General features: G+C 70.7%; 13 protein-coding genes and 1 tRNA gene. 9 read left to right on the top strand and 5 right to left on the bottom strand.

All coding sequences use genetic code 11. From position 1 onward, the window contains the following. On the bottom strand, positions 1–698 hold a 698-nt coding region (gene mnmD / locus QZ271_RS01100; RefSeq protein WP_291428148.1), incomplete at its 3' end, for a tRNA (5-methylaminomethyl-2-thiouridine)(34)-methyltransferase MnmD. 116 nt (positions 699–814) lie between these two features. Between mnmD and QZ271_RS01095 the strand changes: the two genes are divergently transcribed. From QZ271_RS01095 to QZ271_RS01085, 3 genes are all read left to right on the top strand, one after another. Continuing rightward, on the top strand, positions 815–1,837 hold the full coding sequence (locus QZ271_RS01095; RefSeq protein ID WP_291428147.1) for a low specificity L-threonine aldolase: 1,023 nt from the start codon (positions 815–817) through the stop codon (positions 1,835–1,837). A gap of 203 nt (positions 1,838–2,040) precedes the next feature. Then, positions 2,041–3,009, top strand: a complete 969-nt coding sequence (locus tag QZ271_RS01090; protein ID WP_291428146.1) for a type II CAAX endopeptidase family protein — start codon at positions 2,041–2,043, stop codon at positions 3,007–3,009. A gap of 82 nt (positions 3,010–3,091) precedes the next feature. Continuing rightward, a complete protein-coding gene (locus QZ271_RS01085; protein ID WP_291428144.1) occupies positions 3,092–3,826 on the top strand; it encodes a hypothetical protein in 735 nt (244 codons plus the stop codon). Positions 3,827–4,040: 214 nt separating this feature from the next. Here the strand turns inward: QZ271_RS01085 and QZ271_RS01080 are convergent, their stop codons facing one another. Beyond that, positions 4,041–4,541, bottom strand: coding sequence for a DUF456 domain-containing protein (locus tag QZ271_RS01080; protein WP_291428162.1), 501 nt, complete (start codon positions 4,539–4,541; stop codon positions 4,041–4,043). A gap of 106 nt (positions 4,542–4,647) precedes the next feature. Then, positions 4,648–4,724, bottom strand: a tRNA-Met gene (locus QZ271_RS01075). Positions 4,725–4,941: 217 nt separating this feature from the next. On the opposite strand from QZ271_RS01075, the gene fni reads away from it, so the two are divergent. After that, entirely contained in the window at positions 4,942–6,012 is a 1,071-nt protein-coding gene (gene fni, locus QZ271_RS01070) for a type 2 isopentenyl-diphosphate Delta-isomerase (RefSeq protein WP_291428142.1), read from the top strand. A gap of 146 nt (positions 6,013–6,158) precedes the next feature. Here the strand turns inward: fni and QZ271_RS01065 are convergent, their stop codons facing one another. Then, entirely contained in the window at positions 6,159–7,511 is a 1,353-nt protein-coding gene (locus QZ271_RS01065; RefSeq protein WP_291428141.1) for a low temperature requirement protein A, read from the bottom strand. Beyond that, a complete protein-coding gene (gene ruvA, locus QZ271_RS01060; protein WP_291428140.1) occupies positions 7,508–8,110 on the bottom strand; it encodes a Holliday junction branch migration protein RuvA in 603 nt (200 codons plus the stop codon). The genes QZ271_RS01065 and ruvA overlap by 4 nt, the downstream gene beginning before the upstream one ends. A 102-nt stretch (positions 8,111–8,212) precedes the next feature. Between ruvA and QZ271_RS01055 the strand changes: the two genes are divergently transcribed. The 5 genes from QZ271_RS01055 (at position 8,213) to QZ271_RS01035 (ending at position 15,346) form a co-directional block, all read left to right on the top strand. After that, complete coding sequence (locus QZ271_RS01055; protein ID WP_291428137.1) at positions 8,213–8,866, top strand: N-acetyltransferase; 654 nt, start codon at positions 8,213–8,215, stop codon at positions 8,864–8,866. Positions 8,867–9,496: 630 nt separating this feature from the next. Next, the gene (gene metG, locus QZ271_RS01050; RefSeq protein ID WP_291428136.1) at positions 9,497–11,521 is read left to right on the top strand and encodes a methionine--tRNA ligase; all 2,025 of its coding nucleotides are present in this window, start codon (positions 9,497–9,499) and stop codon (positions 11,519–11,521) included. Between the two features lie 205 nt (positions 11,522–11,726). Then, positions 11,727–12,569, top strand: coding sequence for an RNase adapter RapZ (rapZ, locus tag QZ271_RS01045; protein WP_291428134.1), 843 nt, complete (start codon positions 11,727–11,729; stop codon positions 12,567–12,569). Between the two features lie 29 nt (positions 12,570–12,598). After that, positions 12,599–13,954, top strand: a complete 1,356-nt coding sequence (gene yvcK / locus QZ271_RS01040) for a uridine diphosphate-N-acetylglucosamine-binding protein YvcK (protein WP_367114284.1) — start codon at positions 12,599–12,601, stop codon at positions 13,952–13,954. A gap of 66 nt (positions 13,955–14,020) precedes the next feature. Then, a complete protein-coding gene (locus tag QZ271_RS01035) occupies positions 14,021–15,346 on the top strand; it encodes a glutamate-5-semialdehyde dehydrogenase (protein ID WP_291428132.1) in 1,326 nt (441 codons plus the stop codon). The last annotated feature ends 24 nt before the right edge of the window (positions 15,347–15,370 follow it).

The raw sequence follows: 15,370 nt of genomic DNA, 5'->3' as shown, positions 1-15,370 counted from the left end.
GGACGGCGTTCCACGCGCAGCCCGGCCGCCTCCAGCGCGCGGCGCACGTGCCCGGCGGCGCTGTACGTGCCCAGCACCCCGCCCGGCGCGAGCGCGTGCGCCAGCCGCGCCACGAACTCCGGCGTCCAGACCTCCGGGTTGCGTGAAGGCGAGAATCCGTCCAGGTACAGTGCGCTGGCCCACGCGCCCGGCAGGGGAGAGCTCAGTACGTCCGCGAAGGTGACGGTCACACTCACGCCGCCCGCCTGCACCTGTAGTTCCTGCGGCAGGTCCTGCGGGCTCAGCCCCGCCTCCGGGCACCGACCCGCCTCCGGCCACACGCTCAGCAGCGCCTCCCAGACCGGGTGCGCCGCCCCCTGAGCGCCGCTTGCCACCTCGCGCAGCAGGGCCCGGGGAGCCGGGTCGAACTCGAAGGCGTGGTACGCCAGGGCCACGCCGCGCGCCGCCGCGTCCGCCACGGTCGCGCGGAAATTCACGCCCAGCCCGAAGCCCACCTCCAGCACGCGCGGGGCCGGGTGCAGGTGCGTTCCCGTGCCCTCCACAAAGACATGCCGTGCCTGCGACGCGGCGCCGTGCCGCGACCCGTACGCCTCACCAAAACGGGCGTTGTGCGCCGTGCGCGACCCGTCCGGCGTGAGCACAATCCCGCCGGGCGCATCGTCAGGGCGGGTGGGCAGGGGAGAGGCGTCGTTCGGCATCGCCCCCCACGATACGGGAGGGCCAGCGCTGGGGGGGCGGTGTCATGAGGCTGGGGGCGCGGGGCGTCCAGTCTGGGCGTCCCACTTTGGTCGCGGCGCGGCGTAGCATCCGGGTCATGACCTTGCCTGCGCCTGTGATTGCCGATCTGCGGTCCGATACCGTCACGACCCCCACGCCCGCCATGCGAGAGGCCATGGCGCAGGCGCGGGTGGGGGATGACGTGTACGGCGAGGACCCCACCATGAACGAGTTGCAGGTCGAGGTGGCGCGCCTGACCGGGCATGAGGCGGGGCTGTTCATGCCGTCGGGCACCATGACGAATCAGGTGGCGATTGCGCTGCACACGCGCCGGGGCGAGGAGGTCATCTGCGCGGAGGGGTCGCACATCTACGAGTGGGAACTGGGCATGATGGCGGCGTTCAGCGGCGTGGTGCCGCGTTTCGTGCCGGCGCCGCTGGGCGTGCCGGCCCCGCAGGACGTGCGCTCGGCGGTGCGGCGCAGCGTTCACCAGTCCCCGAGCGGGATGATCAGCCTGGAGAACACCCACAACAAGGCGGGCGGGACCGTGATTCCGCTGGCGGTGCTCGACGGTATCCGTGAGGTGGCGACCGAAGAGGGCCTGCCGCTGCACCTGGACGGCGCGCGCGTGCTGAACGCGGCGGTCTCTCTGGGCGTTCCGCTGAGTGACATCACGGCCCGTTTCGACACGGTCAGCGTGTGCCTCAGCAAGGGCCTGGGGGCGCCCGTGGGCAGCGTGCTGGTCGGCAGCGCCGCTCACATGCGCCAGGCGCACCGGTACCGGAAGATGATGGGCGGCGGCATGCGGCAGGCGGGCGTGCTGGCGGCGGCGGCGGCGCTGGTGGCCCTGCGGGAAGGTCCGGCCCGGCTGGCGGAGGATCACCGCCGCACCCGTGAGCTGGCCGGGGCGCTCGTGAACGCGGGCTTTGACGTGAACATGGCCGCTGTGCAGACGAACATCATCTACGCGGCCGTGCCGGACGCCGCCGCGCACGCCGGGCGCTGGGCGCAGCGGGGCGTGCTGTGCAGCGCACTGGGGCCGGACAGCGTGCGATTCGTGCTGCACCACCAGATCGGCGACGAGGCCCTGGCCGGCGCGATCGCCGTTCTGACTGCCTGATGGATTCCGTTTGTTTCGCTGACAATCCGGAACTTCACCGGATTGCCAGCTTCACGTCCGCCACCCGTTTCGTCTCCCACTCGCATCCGCTCGGATTGATTCGGCGTACGTCCGAATCAATCGGAATCCGTATCACTCCCCACACCACTGCCTCATCCTTTCGTTGATGCGCGTGTGGGCCGGGCCGGGGTAGGCTCGGGGGCATGACCGTTCCGGATTCCGTGCCAGCGATTGCCGACCCGCCTGACGTGCCCGCGCCGCGTGGGGTGCGGGCCGTGGACGGGAACCGGGCGGCGCTGGCGCTGCTGATCATTCAGAACGTGGTGTCGGCGGCGCTGCTGTCCCTGAAAGCGCCGCTCGGTGTGTCGCTGCTGGGGGCGTTCGCGGTGGTGGTGCTGGTGGGCCTGACCGTGTTCCGGGGGCCGATGGACGCGCTGCTGCGGGATGTGCGCTGGCGCACGCCGCCCGCGTGGGGCGTGGCGGTGGCGGCCTTCGTGCTGGCGTTCCTGGCGTCAAGGGCGTTCGTGCTGGCGTTCGTGACGCTGTTCCCGGAGACAGCGGGCAGCACCCCGCAGTTCCTGAGTACCGGCGTGGACCTGTGGGTGCTCCTGCTGGCGGCAGGCGTGCTCGTCCCGGTCGCCGAGGAGATCGCGTTCCGGGGCCTGATGATGCGCGGGCACGAGCGCGCCGCAGGGTTCGGGGTGGCGGCGGTCACGTCGTCGCTGGCGTTCTCGCTGGCGCACGGCGCGCCGGTCAGCGTGGTCGGCATCCTGCCGCTGGCGTACGTGCTGGCGCGCGTGGCGCAGCATACGGGCAGCGTGTGGAACGCCGTGATCATTCACGTGCTGAACAACACTGTCGCGCTGAGCCTAGGCGCGTTCCTGGCCGGGCGACTCCCGACCGACCCGGCGCAGGCGACCGAGATGCTCTCCAACCCGGCCCTGAAGGTGCCGCTGGCAATCGGCGCGGCCCTGTTCGGAACGGTCGTGCTGGTCGTGCTGCATTTGTGGCTGCGCCCGAAACCCGACCCGCAGGCAGCGTCCGCGCCGGGCCCGTGGCTCAGCGGGGCGTACCTGGCGGTGCTGCTGTTCGGCCTGAGCGCGCTGCTGCTGACGTTCCCGTCCGTGGCCGAGTGGCTGGGCACGGTCCGCGCCGCCCTCCGGGTGCGCTGAGGCGGCCCGCGCGGGGGGTGCGCATGGTGGTGGGGCTACCATGAGTGGGGCTACCATGAGTGGGGCTACCATGGCGGTGCTTATGGCCCGTCCTGATTCCCGCTCCTCCCGCCGCCCGAAGGGGACGGCCCGCCCGCCCGGCGCCCCGCCCGGCCCTTCCGCGCCGCTTCCCACCGAGTTCCTGACCGGCCCACGCGTGTTCGCGCGGCGGCTGGCCCCGACCGACCCGGTCGTGTGGCGCTACCTGGGCGTGGTGGTCCTCAGCGCGGTCCTGTCCGGCGTGGCGTACGCGGCGCTGGTGCGCCCCTCCGTGATCCTGGCGGCCGAGGTGGCGGGCGGCGCCTCCCCACTGCTGGTGCATGTGACGAACGCTATCGGCGGGGCATTCCTGGCGATGTTCACGTTCCTGCTGATGTGGCTGCTGGGCTGGCTGGGCGCGGGTCGTGCGGGCCGCGCGGCCGAGGTGTACGGCGCGAGTTTCGCGCTGCTGGCGCCGCTGTACCTGCTCGTGACGGTCGTGGCACTCTCTCCTTCCCGGCAGGCGTGGCTGCCGGATGCGGGCGCCCTGGCGCAGGCGGGGACTGACAGTCAGGCGGTGCAGCGGCTGGCACTGGCGGGACTGGCCCGCACGCCCGCCGCGTTCCTGCTGCTGGCCGTGACGATGCTGGGCACGGCCGCGCAGTGCGCCCTGAGCTTCCCGGCGTTCCGTGAGTTGACCGGGCAGCCCGGCCGGGCGCTGCTGGGGGCACTGCTGCCACTCCTGCCGGCGCTGGCCGTGGGGTTCATCGCGCTGGCCCCACTGCTGTTCCAGCGTTGACCGGAACGGCCCCCGGCATGGAATGGGGGTACGGGGGGACGTGAAGGTCGAAGCTAAGTACCTTGAACCTCACAGGGCGAGATTCCGGGAAAGCGCCGGAACCTCTCCATTCCCGTTTCGACGTACTGCTTCCGCTCCGCGCTCAGCCGAAAACGGAGTGGGCACGGTGACGTACCCGGGCCTGGTACTCGGGCGGGCTGCTTCCGCTCCGCGCTTAGCCGAAAACGGAGTGGGCGGGGTCCCACAGGCGCCACAGTTCGTACAGCCCGATCAGCAGGTGCAAGGTCACCTTGGCGGCCAGTCCGGCCAGCAGGCCGATCAGGGTGCCCAACGCGGCCCGCGCGGCGTCCAGCGGGGGCTTGCGCACGAGCAGCAGTTCCGCGGTCAACGCCCCGGCCAGCGGCCCGACAATCAGACCGAAGGGAATGAACAGACCGAACAGACCGCCGATCAGGGCCCCCCACACGGCCTGAGGGCTTCCGCCGTACCGGCGTGCCCCCCAGGCCGAGGCGAGGTTGTCGATCATGCTGATGGCCACCGTGATCAGCAGGAAGGTCAGCAGAAACGGCAGGTCCGGCCACGGCTGGAATCCATCGACCAGGGTCGCGGCGACGGACCCCAGGAAGATGATGATGGTGGCGGGCACAGCCGGCACGAACGTACCGATCATGCCGGTCACCCAGGCAGCCAGAAAGATCAGGAAGGCGAGACTCACGCCGTACAGTACGCCGCGCTGCACGTCACCGTTCCCGTGCCAGGAACGGGGCGGGCAGCAACGGGCTGGGCAGGCAATGAAAGACCCCCACCGGAGTGGGGGCGTTTGGTTGCAGGGACAGGATTTGAACCTGCGACCTCCGGGTTATGAGCCCGACGAGCTACCAGACTGCTCTACCCTGCGTTACTCTGGTTGAACTTTCTGCGTCTGAGTCGCGGTTTCTTTCGTTGCCGTTCTCAGCGCTCAGGAATAGTACCTCGGGTTTCGGGAACTGTCAACATTGTGTCACGCTACACGTTATTGCCGTGCTGCACGCCGGTCCGGTCACGCACGCGTCGGCCGGCTCTGTTCGGGGGGAATCCCACCCCCGGCGCCCGCCGCGCCCGTTACCCTGAACCGCGTGACCGACGCCCCGTCCACCCCACCAGCCGCCCCGGACACCACTGCCGGCGGCGGCATCGAGCAGCGCAAACTGCGGCACATCGAGGCGTGCCTGCGCCCGGACAGCCAGTACGCCGCGCGCAGCACCGGCCTGCACGGGGTGCCCTGGCCGTACCACGCGCTGCCGGAACTCGACCTGGACCGCGTGGACCTGCGCACGGGCTTCCTGGGCCGCTCCCTGAGTGCCCCGGTCCTGATCGGCGCGATGACCGGCGGGGCCGACGCGGCCGGGCGCATCAACCGGAACCTCGCCACGGCCGCGCAGCGTGTGGGCCTCGGCATGATGCTCGGGTCGCAGCGCGTGATGCTGGAGCGCCCGGCGGCCCGCGCCAGTTTCCTGGTGCGCGAGTGGGCGCCGGACATCCTGCTTGTCGGGAACCTGGGCGGCGCGCAGTTCCTGCTCGGTTACGACGGCACGCACGCCGCGCGGGCCGTGCAGGAGGTCGGGGCGGACGCGCTGGCCATTCACGTCAACCCGCTTCAGGAGGCGCTACAGGCGGGCGGCGACACGAACTGGGCTGGCCTGAGCGCGCGGCTGGCGGCGCTGGTCCCCACGCTGCCGTTCCCGGTGATCCTGAAGGAGGTCGGGCACGGCCTGGACCGCCGCACCGTGCAGGCCGTGGCGGGCGCGGGTTTTGCGGCGCTGGACGTGGCGGGCGCGGGCGGTACCAGCTGGGCGCGGGTCGAGCAACTCGTTCGCTACGGGCATGTGCGCACGCCGGACCTGTGCGACCTGGGCATCCCGACCGCGCAGGCCATCCGTGACGCCCGCCAGGCCGCGCCGGGCACGCCGCTGATCGCGTCGGGCGGGATTCGCACGGGCCTGGACGCCGCGCGCGCCCTGAGCCTCGGCGCGCAGGTCGTGGCCGTGGCCCGCCCGCTGCTGGAACCCGCCCTGGACAGCGCGGACGCCGCCGAGGACTGGTTACGGCAGTTCATTCACGAACTGCGGATGGCGCTGTTCGTCGGTGGGTACGCGGGCCTGGACGACCTGCGCGCCCGGCCACCCTCTGATACGGATTCCGATTGATCCGGCGTAATTCCGAATCAGTCCGAGCGGATGCGAGTAGGAACAGCATACGGATTGGGCGCAGTGGAGCCGCAGTCCGTATGACGGGTGAGGGCCACTGCCGGTAGAGGGCCATCGCCGGTAGAGGAATGGTCGCGCCGCCGCGCTCAGCGGGTCGGGTCAGGCGGACCGTCGCCCGGGGTGGCCTCCACCTGCCGCTCCTCGATGATGGCCAGGCGCCGTGTGGCGGGGTCGGTGGACACCACGACGGCCACGGTGACGCTCAGGGCCGTGACCAGCAGCAGCAGCCCCGGCGTATCCAGGTCCCGGTACGCCAGGGCCGCCGCGAATACCCCGCCCAGCAGCAGGGCCAGCAGGCTGCGGTCGCGCCGGGTGCGCTGCGTGATGCGCAGGGCGTTCAGTCGCAAGAAGGCCAGCGACAGGAAGACCCCGGCCAGCGGGAGCGTCACCAGTTTCTGGTACGCGGCGTCCTCGGCCGCGTCGGCGCTGCTGAGGGTGTGGCCCAGGCCCACGCCCAGCGTGACCACGCTCAGCGTGAACGGCAGGTGCGAGTACAGCCACGCCTGCAGGTGCCGGATCTGCCCGGCGCGGCGGGTCTCGAGGAGCGGCAGCGCACGCGCCTGCGAGAAGTACAGCTGCCACAGCGCCACGACGGTCAGGACGCCTCCCATGGCGGGCAGCAGCGTGGCAGAAGTCAGGGCCTGCTGGCGGCCCCCGGTGACGATCTCGGTCACGATGGCGCCCAGGGCGATGATCTGAAGCAGGCCCACGCGCTCGGGCAGGTGAGCGGCGTGCGGCGGGGCGTGCTGCTGGCCACTGCGGATCAGCGGGGCGCGCCCCACCTCGGTCAGCAGGGCAGCCACCCACACGCTCAGCTGCGCGGTCCCGCCACCCGGCAGGAGCGCCGAGGCGAACCACACGGCGGCCGCCAGCGCGAACAGGCCCGCCATGTGCCGTGCGAACACCGCCCGTCCCTCCACGCGGTCGTCCCCCGTTCCCCGATCAGCGCCCGGCGAGCCCTGATCGGCCGTGTTCGTTCGGGACGCCCGCAGGTACAGGCCCGCCTGCAACAGGTGATTCAAGCCGTACGTCACGGCGAACCACACGCCGGTGTCGCTCAGGTCGCCGCGCAGCGTCACGGCCAGCAGGGTCAGGGTCAGCAGTTGCGCCAGCGTCACCAGCCGGTAGGTGAGCCGCTCGTTGCCGTAGCGTGCCGCGAACAGCGTGTTGTTCGCCCAGGCCCACCAGACCGCCGTGAAGGTCAGGCCGAACACCAGCAGGTTCTTGGGGGTGTGCGCGTCGCCCAGCCGCAGCGCGAGCTGATCGAACGCCACCACGAAGATCAGGTCGTAGAACAGTTCCAGCCACGTGACCCGCTGCGTCGGCTCGTCCGGAGCGCCCTGTGCACCGTCCCCGCGGGTCGGACTCGCGGCGCCTGCCCCGGTGGCGTGCGGCTGCGCGCCACCGGGCAAGGGCGCTTCTTGATCCCCGGAAGTCACCGCAGGCGACCAAGCGCCCGGCGGATCAGGCTGTCGGCACTCAGGTCCGCGTCGGCCGCCACCAGTTCGGCCACGACCGCCCGCACCTGCGCTTCCCGGAAGCCCAGCGCCAGCAGCGCGTCCACCGCGTCACGCCCGGCCGTGGTGACCACCCGCGCCGGTCTGGCACCCGCGCCGCCCGCTGCCGGGGCCGCCAGATGCTCGGGCACCTTGTTCTGCAATTCCAGCACCAGCCGCTCGGCGGTCTTCTTGCCCACGCCGCTCACGCTGCTCAGGAGTTTCACGTCGCCGCCCAGCAGTCCGGCTGCCAGCGCACTGACCGGCATGGCCGACAGCATCGCCAGTCCCATGCGCGGCCCCACGCCGCTCACGCCAGTCAGCAAGTCGAACAGGCGCACGCTGTCGGCGTCCGCGAAGCCGAACAGCATCTGGGCGTCCTCGCGCACCACGAAGCGGGTGTTCAGTTCGGTGGGTTGCCCGACCGTCATCTTCGCGAGCGTGCCCGCCGGGCACTGCACCTCGTAGCCCACGCCGCCCGTCACGACCACGGCGCTGGTATCCCGCACTTCCCGGACCACGCCGGACAGGTAAGCAATCATCCCTCCCAGTGTACATTCCGCTCTGAACAGAAACAGCGGGAAGCGACCGGTTCGTACCACCCCGCGCCCCACCCGGCCCGCTGGTGTGCTGCACTACGGAGCATGGTCACCCTGCGCCCCGCCCGCGAATCCGACCGCGCCGCCCTGAACGCGGTCTGCCTGCACACCGGGGACAGCGGCCAGGACGCCACCCACCTGTACCGCGACCCGCTGCTGCTGGGGAGGGTGTACGCCGCGCCGTACCTGAGCTTCGCGCCAGACTTCGCCTTCGTGCTGGAAGACGACCTGGGCGTGGGCGGGTACGTGCTGGGCGCGCCGGACACCGCCGCCTTCGAGGACACCCTGGAACGCGCGTGGTGGCCCGCGCTGCGCAGCGCATACCCCGACCCGGCTACCACGCCGCCACCCGGGCGCACCCCGGACCAGCGAATCGCGCACCTGATCCACCACCCGCCCCACGCGCCGCGCGAGCTGCTGACCGCGTACCCCTCGCACCTGCACATCAACCTGCTGCCCCGCGTTCAGGGAGGCGGGCGGGGCCGCGCCCTGATGCACACCCTGCTGGGGGCGCTGCGCGGCGCCGGGTCCCCCGGCGTGCACCTGGGCGTCGGGGCGCGCAACGTGAACGCCCAGGGCTTTTACCGGCACCTGGGTTTCAGGCAACTGAACCGAACGGAATTGGCCCGCACGGAACTGACCTGCACGGAACTGTCCAGCTCGCCGGGCGCCATGACGTTCGGGTTACGGCTGAACTGAAGGTTCCCCCGAGTCTGGCAGCGCAGCGCCGACTGAAAGCCACGCGCGCGGCGCTTCTCCGGTCGGTCAGGCAGGTGCGTTGAAGCGGGAATGGAGAGGTTCCGGCGCTTTCCCGCTTCAACGTACTTAATCCGAGCGGATGCGAGAGGGAGCAAGATACGGATTGGGCGGTATGGAGCGGAATCCCTATCAGGTGGGGTTCCGGCAGGCCAGATGGCCTGTCCGTTTTCCCGTGCCCGCCCGGTACAGTGAACCCATGACGCACCGACCCTGCTGCGCCGCCCCCAGCTCCTCGCCGATCCCCGGACGGCGAATGCCGGATCACGCCGCCTGATACGGACTGCCGACTGTGCCGTTCACAACCTGCCCACGAACGGGGTGACCAGCCCACGACCGCCTGCTCTGCTCGTACCCGCTGGGCGGCGCAGTTCTGCGTGTCCACTTGGACGGCAGGGGTGTTGCACGCCGGTCCAGTGGAGTCCGTATCCACGCAGCCTCCGGGCCGGGCGGACTGGCGCAGCCGCAGGGATGGTGGACCGAAGGGCATGACCGACCCGTAAAATTCCGTATTCTGGCAGGGTTGCCCGACCCTCCTCTCATCAGGGTGCCGGTCGGGAAGGAAGGGAACTCATGAGTCAAGCACCATCCACCCCGTTTTTCATCACGGCCGCCATCGATTACGCCAACGGCGCCCCGCATATCGGGCACGTGTACGAGAAGATCCTGACCGACGCCATCGCCCGCTACCAGCGCCTCGCGGGCCTGCCTGTGACGTTCGTGATGGGTACCGACGAGCACGGCGAGAAGATCAGCAAGGCCGCCGCCAAGGCTGGCGTGACCCCGCAGGAGCTCGTGGACGACCTCTCCGAGCGCGCCTTTCAGGGCCTGTGGAAGAACCTGGGCATCAGCTACGACGAGTTCGTGCGCACGACCTCCGCGCGGCACAAGCGCTTCGTGCAGGAAATCCTCCAGCGCGTGTACGACGCCGGGGACATCTACTTCGCCGAGTACGAGGGCCTGTACTCGGTGGGCGCGGAACGCTACGTCACCGAGAAGGAACTCGTCGAGAACCCCGACGGTGTCCGCCGCTTCCCCGGCGACAAGGACCCCCCGGAACTGCGGCGCGAGGCGAACTACTTTTTCAACATGGAAAAGTACCAGCCGTGGCTGCTGGACTACCTCCAGACGCACCCCGACCTGATCCAGCCCGCCGGGTACCGGAACGAAGTCCTGGAAATGCTGAAAGAACCCATCGGGCCGCTCAGCATCAGCCGCCCGAAAAACCGCGTGCCGTGGGGCGTCGAACTGCCCTGGGACGCCGATCACGTCACGTACGTGTGGTTCGACGCGCTGCTCAGTTACCTCACGCCGCTCGTCAGTAACGGCCAGGACGCCAGCGTCAGCGGGACCGCCTGGCACGTGATCGGCAAGGACATCCTCAAGCCGCACGCGGTGTTCTGGCCCACCATGCTGCGCGCCGCCGGGCTGCCCATGTACCGCCGGCTGGTCGTGCACAGCCACATCCTCGCCGAGGACGGCCGCAAGATGGGCAAGAGCCTCGGGAACGCCATCGACCCCGAAGCGCTCGTCGCGGAGTACTCTGTGGACGCGATCCGCTACACCCTGCTGCGCGAGGCGACCCTCAGCGCGGACAGCCCCTACGGCGAGGGCATCCTGATCTCGCGCCTGAACAGCGACCTCGCCAACGACCTGGGCAACCTGCTCTCACGCACCATCAGCATGATCCAGAAGTACCGGGGTGGCGTCGTCCCCGCCGCGCAGGACCTCACGGACCGCGACCGGAGCATCGAGGCGGCCGCGCTGGCTCTGCCCGGCCAGATCCTGGCGCTGGTGAACGACCTGAAGATCAACATGGCCATCGAGGCCGCCATGAACTTCGTTCGGGACCTCAACCGCTACATTGCCGAGAGTGCCCCGTGGAACCTGGCCAAGAGTGACGACACCCAGCGCCAACTGGATACCGTGCTGTACACGGCCGCCGAGGGCCTGCGCGTGGCCAGCGTCGCCCTGGAAGCCGTGATTCCCGCCAAGGCCCGCGAACTGCGAGCCCAGCTGGGACTGGCCGGTCAGACCTACGCCCTGGCGCCCGCCTGGGGCCTGACGCCCGCCGGTACGCGCGTGGTGGGCGGCCCGGTCCTGTTCCCGAAACCCGAACCCAGGGTAGTCCCCACCCCCGCCGCGAGCGCCCCGAAGCCCGCCAGGAAAGAGAAACCCATGACCCAGACTGCTCCTGAAACGGTCACGACCGCTCCGGCCCCCACCGCCGCCGCCCCCAGCCCGGCCCCCCAGGCGACCGAGACGAGCAATACGCTGATCGGCATCGAAGATTTCGCCCGCATTGACCTGCGCGTCGCGGAGGTGCTGGCGGCCGAGGCCGTCGCCAAGGCCGACAAGCTCCTGAAACTCACGGTCAAACTCGGTGATGAAACCCGCACGGTCGTCAGTGGCATCCGGCAGTGGTTTGAACCCGAGGCGCTCGTGGGCCGCAAGGTTATCCTGGTCGCCAACCTGAAGCCCGCCAAGCTGCGCGGCATCGAGTCGCAGGGCATGATCCTCGCCGCCGAGGACGACCAGGGCAACCTGGACCTGATCGGCACCGGCCTGGACCTGCCCAGCGGCACCCGCGTCCGCTGACCCACCGCCCCGCCCTCCCGACCTGCCCCGCCCCAGCCCCAGCCCCCGACCCCGCCCGGCCCCCTGCCCGGCGGGGTCGCTGTTGAACCGGGCAGAGGCCGACCGACCCCCTCAGCGGGCCAGTACTCGCACCGGGCCAGTACTCGCACCGGGCCAGTACTCGCACCGGGCCAGTATTTGCACCGGGGCAGGCTAGACTGACCACATGCCGTTTGTCGTGGTCTCTGGCCTGTCCGGAAGTGGAAAAAGCACCGTTCTGCGCACCCTGGAGGACGCCGGGTTTTTCATCACGGACAACCTGCCCCCGGAACTGTGGGGGGCCATGCACGACCTCGTGGAGGCGCGCGGCCTGGACCGCGTGGCGATCAGTACCGACGCCCGCACCCGCCACTTCCTGGACGCCCTGGAAGCCAGTTACACGCGCCTGTCGCGCCGCCGCGAGGACCTGCGCGTGCTGTTCCTCGAGGCGAACGCGGACGTGCTGCTCAAGCGGTACAACTTCACGCGCCGCGAGCACCCGCTGGGCGAGAACCTGATGCTGGACTTTGCGCGGGAACGTGAGCTGCTGGCCCCGCTGCGCGCCATTGCCGACACCGTCATCGACACCACCGACCTGAGTGCCAAGGACCTGGGCGGCCGCGTGCTGCAACTGTTCAGACTGGAACACGATTTTCACCTGCGCCTGATGTCGTTTGGTTTCAAGCACGCGCCCCCCCGAGACGTGGACATGATCCTCGACGTGCGCTCGCTGCCCAACCCCTACTACGACCCCGCCCTGCGTCCCAAGACCGGCCTGGACGCCGAGGTGGCCGCCTACGCCTTCGCCGGGCAGGACGCCGAGACGTTCTACGCGGAGCTGCGGGACTTCGTGCGGATCGCCGCCGAGCGCGCCCGCGCCACGGGCCGTCACGGCTACACGGTCGGGATCGGCTGCACCGGCGGGCAGCACCGCAGCGTGGCGGTCACTGCCCGCCTGGCCCAGGACCTCAGGGACCTGAACGTGGACGTCATGGACCACCGCGACATGAAGGTCGGCGCGCACGGGTGACTCAGCCGCCCCCACAACGGGACGCCCGCGTGCCAGACCCCGCCCCGGCCGAACCGACCCTGTCGCGCCGTGAGCGCCTGAAACCGGGACTGTACCGCCGCAGCCGCCGCGCCCGCATGTGGATGGCCCCCGGCATCGGCGTGAAGCGCTGGCTGACCCTGTTCGTGATCTGCACGCTCGTGGGCGGGGTGGGCGTGCTGCACTTCACCTGGACCGGCCCGCTGCACTTCACGGCGACCCGCTGGATCCTCTGGGTGAACGCCCTGGTCACGCCGGAACGGATGCCGCTGTACATGGGCGGCGCGGCCATCATGCTGCTGGCACTGACCGGGGCGCTGTGGAGCATCATGATGCTTAACCGCTCGGTCCTGCGGGGCATGGGCACCGCCCCGGAAACCACGGTGGACGTGCTGTACGAACGCCGCAACCTGGCGCGCGGCCCGCACCTGGTCACGCTGGGCGGCGGGACGGGCCTGTCCAACCTGCTTTCTGGCCTGCGCGCCCACACCGGGAACACCACGGCCATCGTGACCGTCTCGGACGACGGGGGCAGCAGCGGCCGCCTGCGCGAGGCGCTGGACATGGTCGCGCCCGGCGACCTGACCGACTGCTACGCCGCCCTGAGCGACAGCCCCGTCATGGCCCGCCTGCTGCTGCACCGCTTCCGGCGCGGCGAGGGCCTCGAAGGGCACACCTTCGGGAACCTGATGCTGGCCACGCTCAGCGAGGAGCAGGGCGGCCTGAGCGCCGCCATGAAGGACATTCACGAGGTGCTGCGCATTCGCGGGAAGGTCTACCCGGCCACCACGCGCCCCGCCACGCTGGTCGCCCACCTCAGTGACGGGCGCGTGATACGCGGTGAAAGTCAGTTCGCGCCGCAGGTGGGAGAGGCCACCATCACCCGGGTCACCCTGGACCCACCGGACCTGCCGACCCTGCCCGAGGTCCTGGCCGCCATTCACAGCGCCGAGCAGATCATCCTGGGACCCGGCAGCCTGTACACCAGCATCATTCCGGCGTTGCTGGTCCCCGGCATCGCCCGCGCCGTGCGCGAGTCCGGCGCTCCGCTGGTGTACGTGGCGAGCCTGATGACCGAACCCGGCGAGACCGACAACCTGAGCCTCGAAGGGCACGTGCAGGCCATCACGCGGCACCTGGGCCGCACGCCGGACTGCGTTCTGGTGAATAGCGCCACGCCGCCCAGCGACGTGCTGGACCGGTACGCCGCACAGGGCGCGCACCTGCTGACGCTGCAAGGTGCCAGCTGGGACCTGCGGGGCCGCTGCGTGCCGCGCCCGCTCCTGCAACACGGTCAGGCCCGCCACGACCCGCACGCGCTGGCGCAGGCTCTGCTGCATGTCGCGCCCCGCCGTACGGTCGGCTGAACCGGCGCGGCGGCTGCCTACTCCGCGCCGTCACGCGGGCCGGGCCACGCTGCTACCCTCGGGGGTATGAGCGCCGCGCAGCCGTCCAGCCTCCCGCACGATTCACAGTCCACCGGAGCGCAGCCCACCAGTGTCCGTCTGATGGGCGTGCAGGCCCGCGCCGCCGCGCGCGTGCTGCGGTCCCTGCCCACGCACCGCAAGGTCGCGGCCCTGCAGGCCATCGCGGCCGGACTGCGCGCCCATGCGGGCGCGATTCTGGCGGCCAACGCGCAGGACGTACAGGCCGCCCAGGCCAGCGGACTGCCGGAGGCGATGGTGGCCCGACTGCGCCTGGACGAGCGCGCCCTGGACGCCGTGGCCGCCGACGTACAGGCCGTGTCGCGCCTGCCTGACCCGGTCGGCGAGACCACCCCGCCCAGCACGCAACCCAGCGGTATCCGCGTCAGCACCCGCCGCGTGCCGCTGGGTGTCCTGGGCGTCATCTACGAGAGCCGACCGAACGTGACGGTGGACGTGGCCGCGCTGGCCATCATGAGCGGGAACGCCGTGATCCTGCGCGGCGGACGGGAAACCGTGCGCAGCAACGCCGCGCTGGAAGAAGTTATCCACGCGGCGCTGCGCGAACAGAACCTCCCGGCGCACGCCGCGCAGGTCATCCGCGACCCGGCCCGCGAACGCATGCTCGAACTCCTGAAACTCGATGATCTGGTCGACGCGATCATCCCGCGCGGCGGGGCGGGCCTGCACCGCTACTGCGTCGAGAACGCCACGGTGCCCGTCATCGTGGGCGGCATCGGCGTGGTGCACATCTACCTGGACCCCAGCTTCACGCGTGACCCGGCCGACCGGGCGCGCGCCGCCGCGATCATCCACAACGCCAAGGCGCAGAAACCCAGCGCCTGCAACGCCCTGGACACCCTGCTGATCCACGAGCAGGCCCTGGACGCCCTGCCCGCCATTGCCCGCGAGCTGCACGCCAGCGGCGTCACACTGCGCGCCGACCCGCCCGCCCACGCCGTGCTCAGCGCCGCCGGAATCACCGCCGAGCCCGCCACAGACGCCGATTTCGGCACGGAATTCCTGGCCCTGACCGCCAGCGTCCGCACCGTGGCCAGCCTGGACGAGGCGCTGGACTTCATCGCCACGCACGGCAACCACACCGACGTGATCCTTACCCGCGACGACGCGCAGGCCCGGCGCTTCGTGCAGGACGTGGACTCGGCCGCCGTGGTCGTGAACGCCAGCCCCCGCTTCAACGACGGCGGACAGCTCGGCCTGGGCGCCGAGGTCGCCATCAGCACCCAGAAACTCCACGCCCGCGGCCCCATGGGCCTGCGTGAACTGACGACCACCAAATGGGTCGTGGAAGGCAACGGCGAGGTCAGGGAGTAGATGGTTGAAAGTTGATGGTTGATA

It is taken from the genome of Deinococcus sp. (assembly GCF_018260555.1).
In the GTDB taxonomy this organism is placed as follows: Bacteria; Deinococcota; Deinococci; order Deinococcales; family Deinococcaceae; genus Deinococcus.
This window is presented reverse-complemented; position numbering and strand designations above follow the sequence as displayed.

Coding starts and splice junctions, on each gene's coding strand:
- QZ271_RS01095 (WP_291428147.1), top strand. CDS start 815: ATGACCTTGCCTGCGCCTGTGATTGCCGATCTGCGGTCCGATACCGTC.
- QZ271_RS01090 (WP_291428146.1), top strand. CDS start 2,041: ATGACCGTTCCGGATTCCGTGCCAGCGATTGCCGACCCGCCTGACGTG.
- QZ271_RS01085 (WP_291428144.1), top strand. CDS start 3,092: ATGGCCCGTCCTGATTCCCGCTCCTCCCGCCGCCCGAAGGGGACGGCC.
- ruvA (WP_291428140.1), bottom strand. CDS start 8,110: ATGATTGCTTACCTGTCCGGCGTGGTCCGGGAAGTGCGGGATACCAGC.
- QZ271_RS01055 (WP_291428137.1), top strand. CDS start 8,213: ATGGTCACCCTGCGCCCCGCCCGCGAATCCGACCGCGCCGCCCTGAAC.
- metG (WP_291428136.1), top strand. CDS start 9,497: ATGAGTCAAGCACCATCCACCCCGTTTTTCATCACGGCCGCCATCGAT.
- rapZ (WP_291428134.1), top strand. CDS start 11,727: ATGCCGTTTGTCGTGGTCTCTGGCCTGTCCGGAAGTGGAAAAAGCACC.
- QZ271_RS01035 (WP_291428132.1), top strand. CDS start 14,021: ATGAGCGCCGCGCAGCCGTCCAGCCTCCCGCACGATTCACAGTCCACC.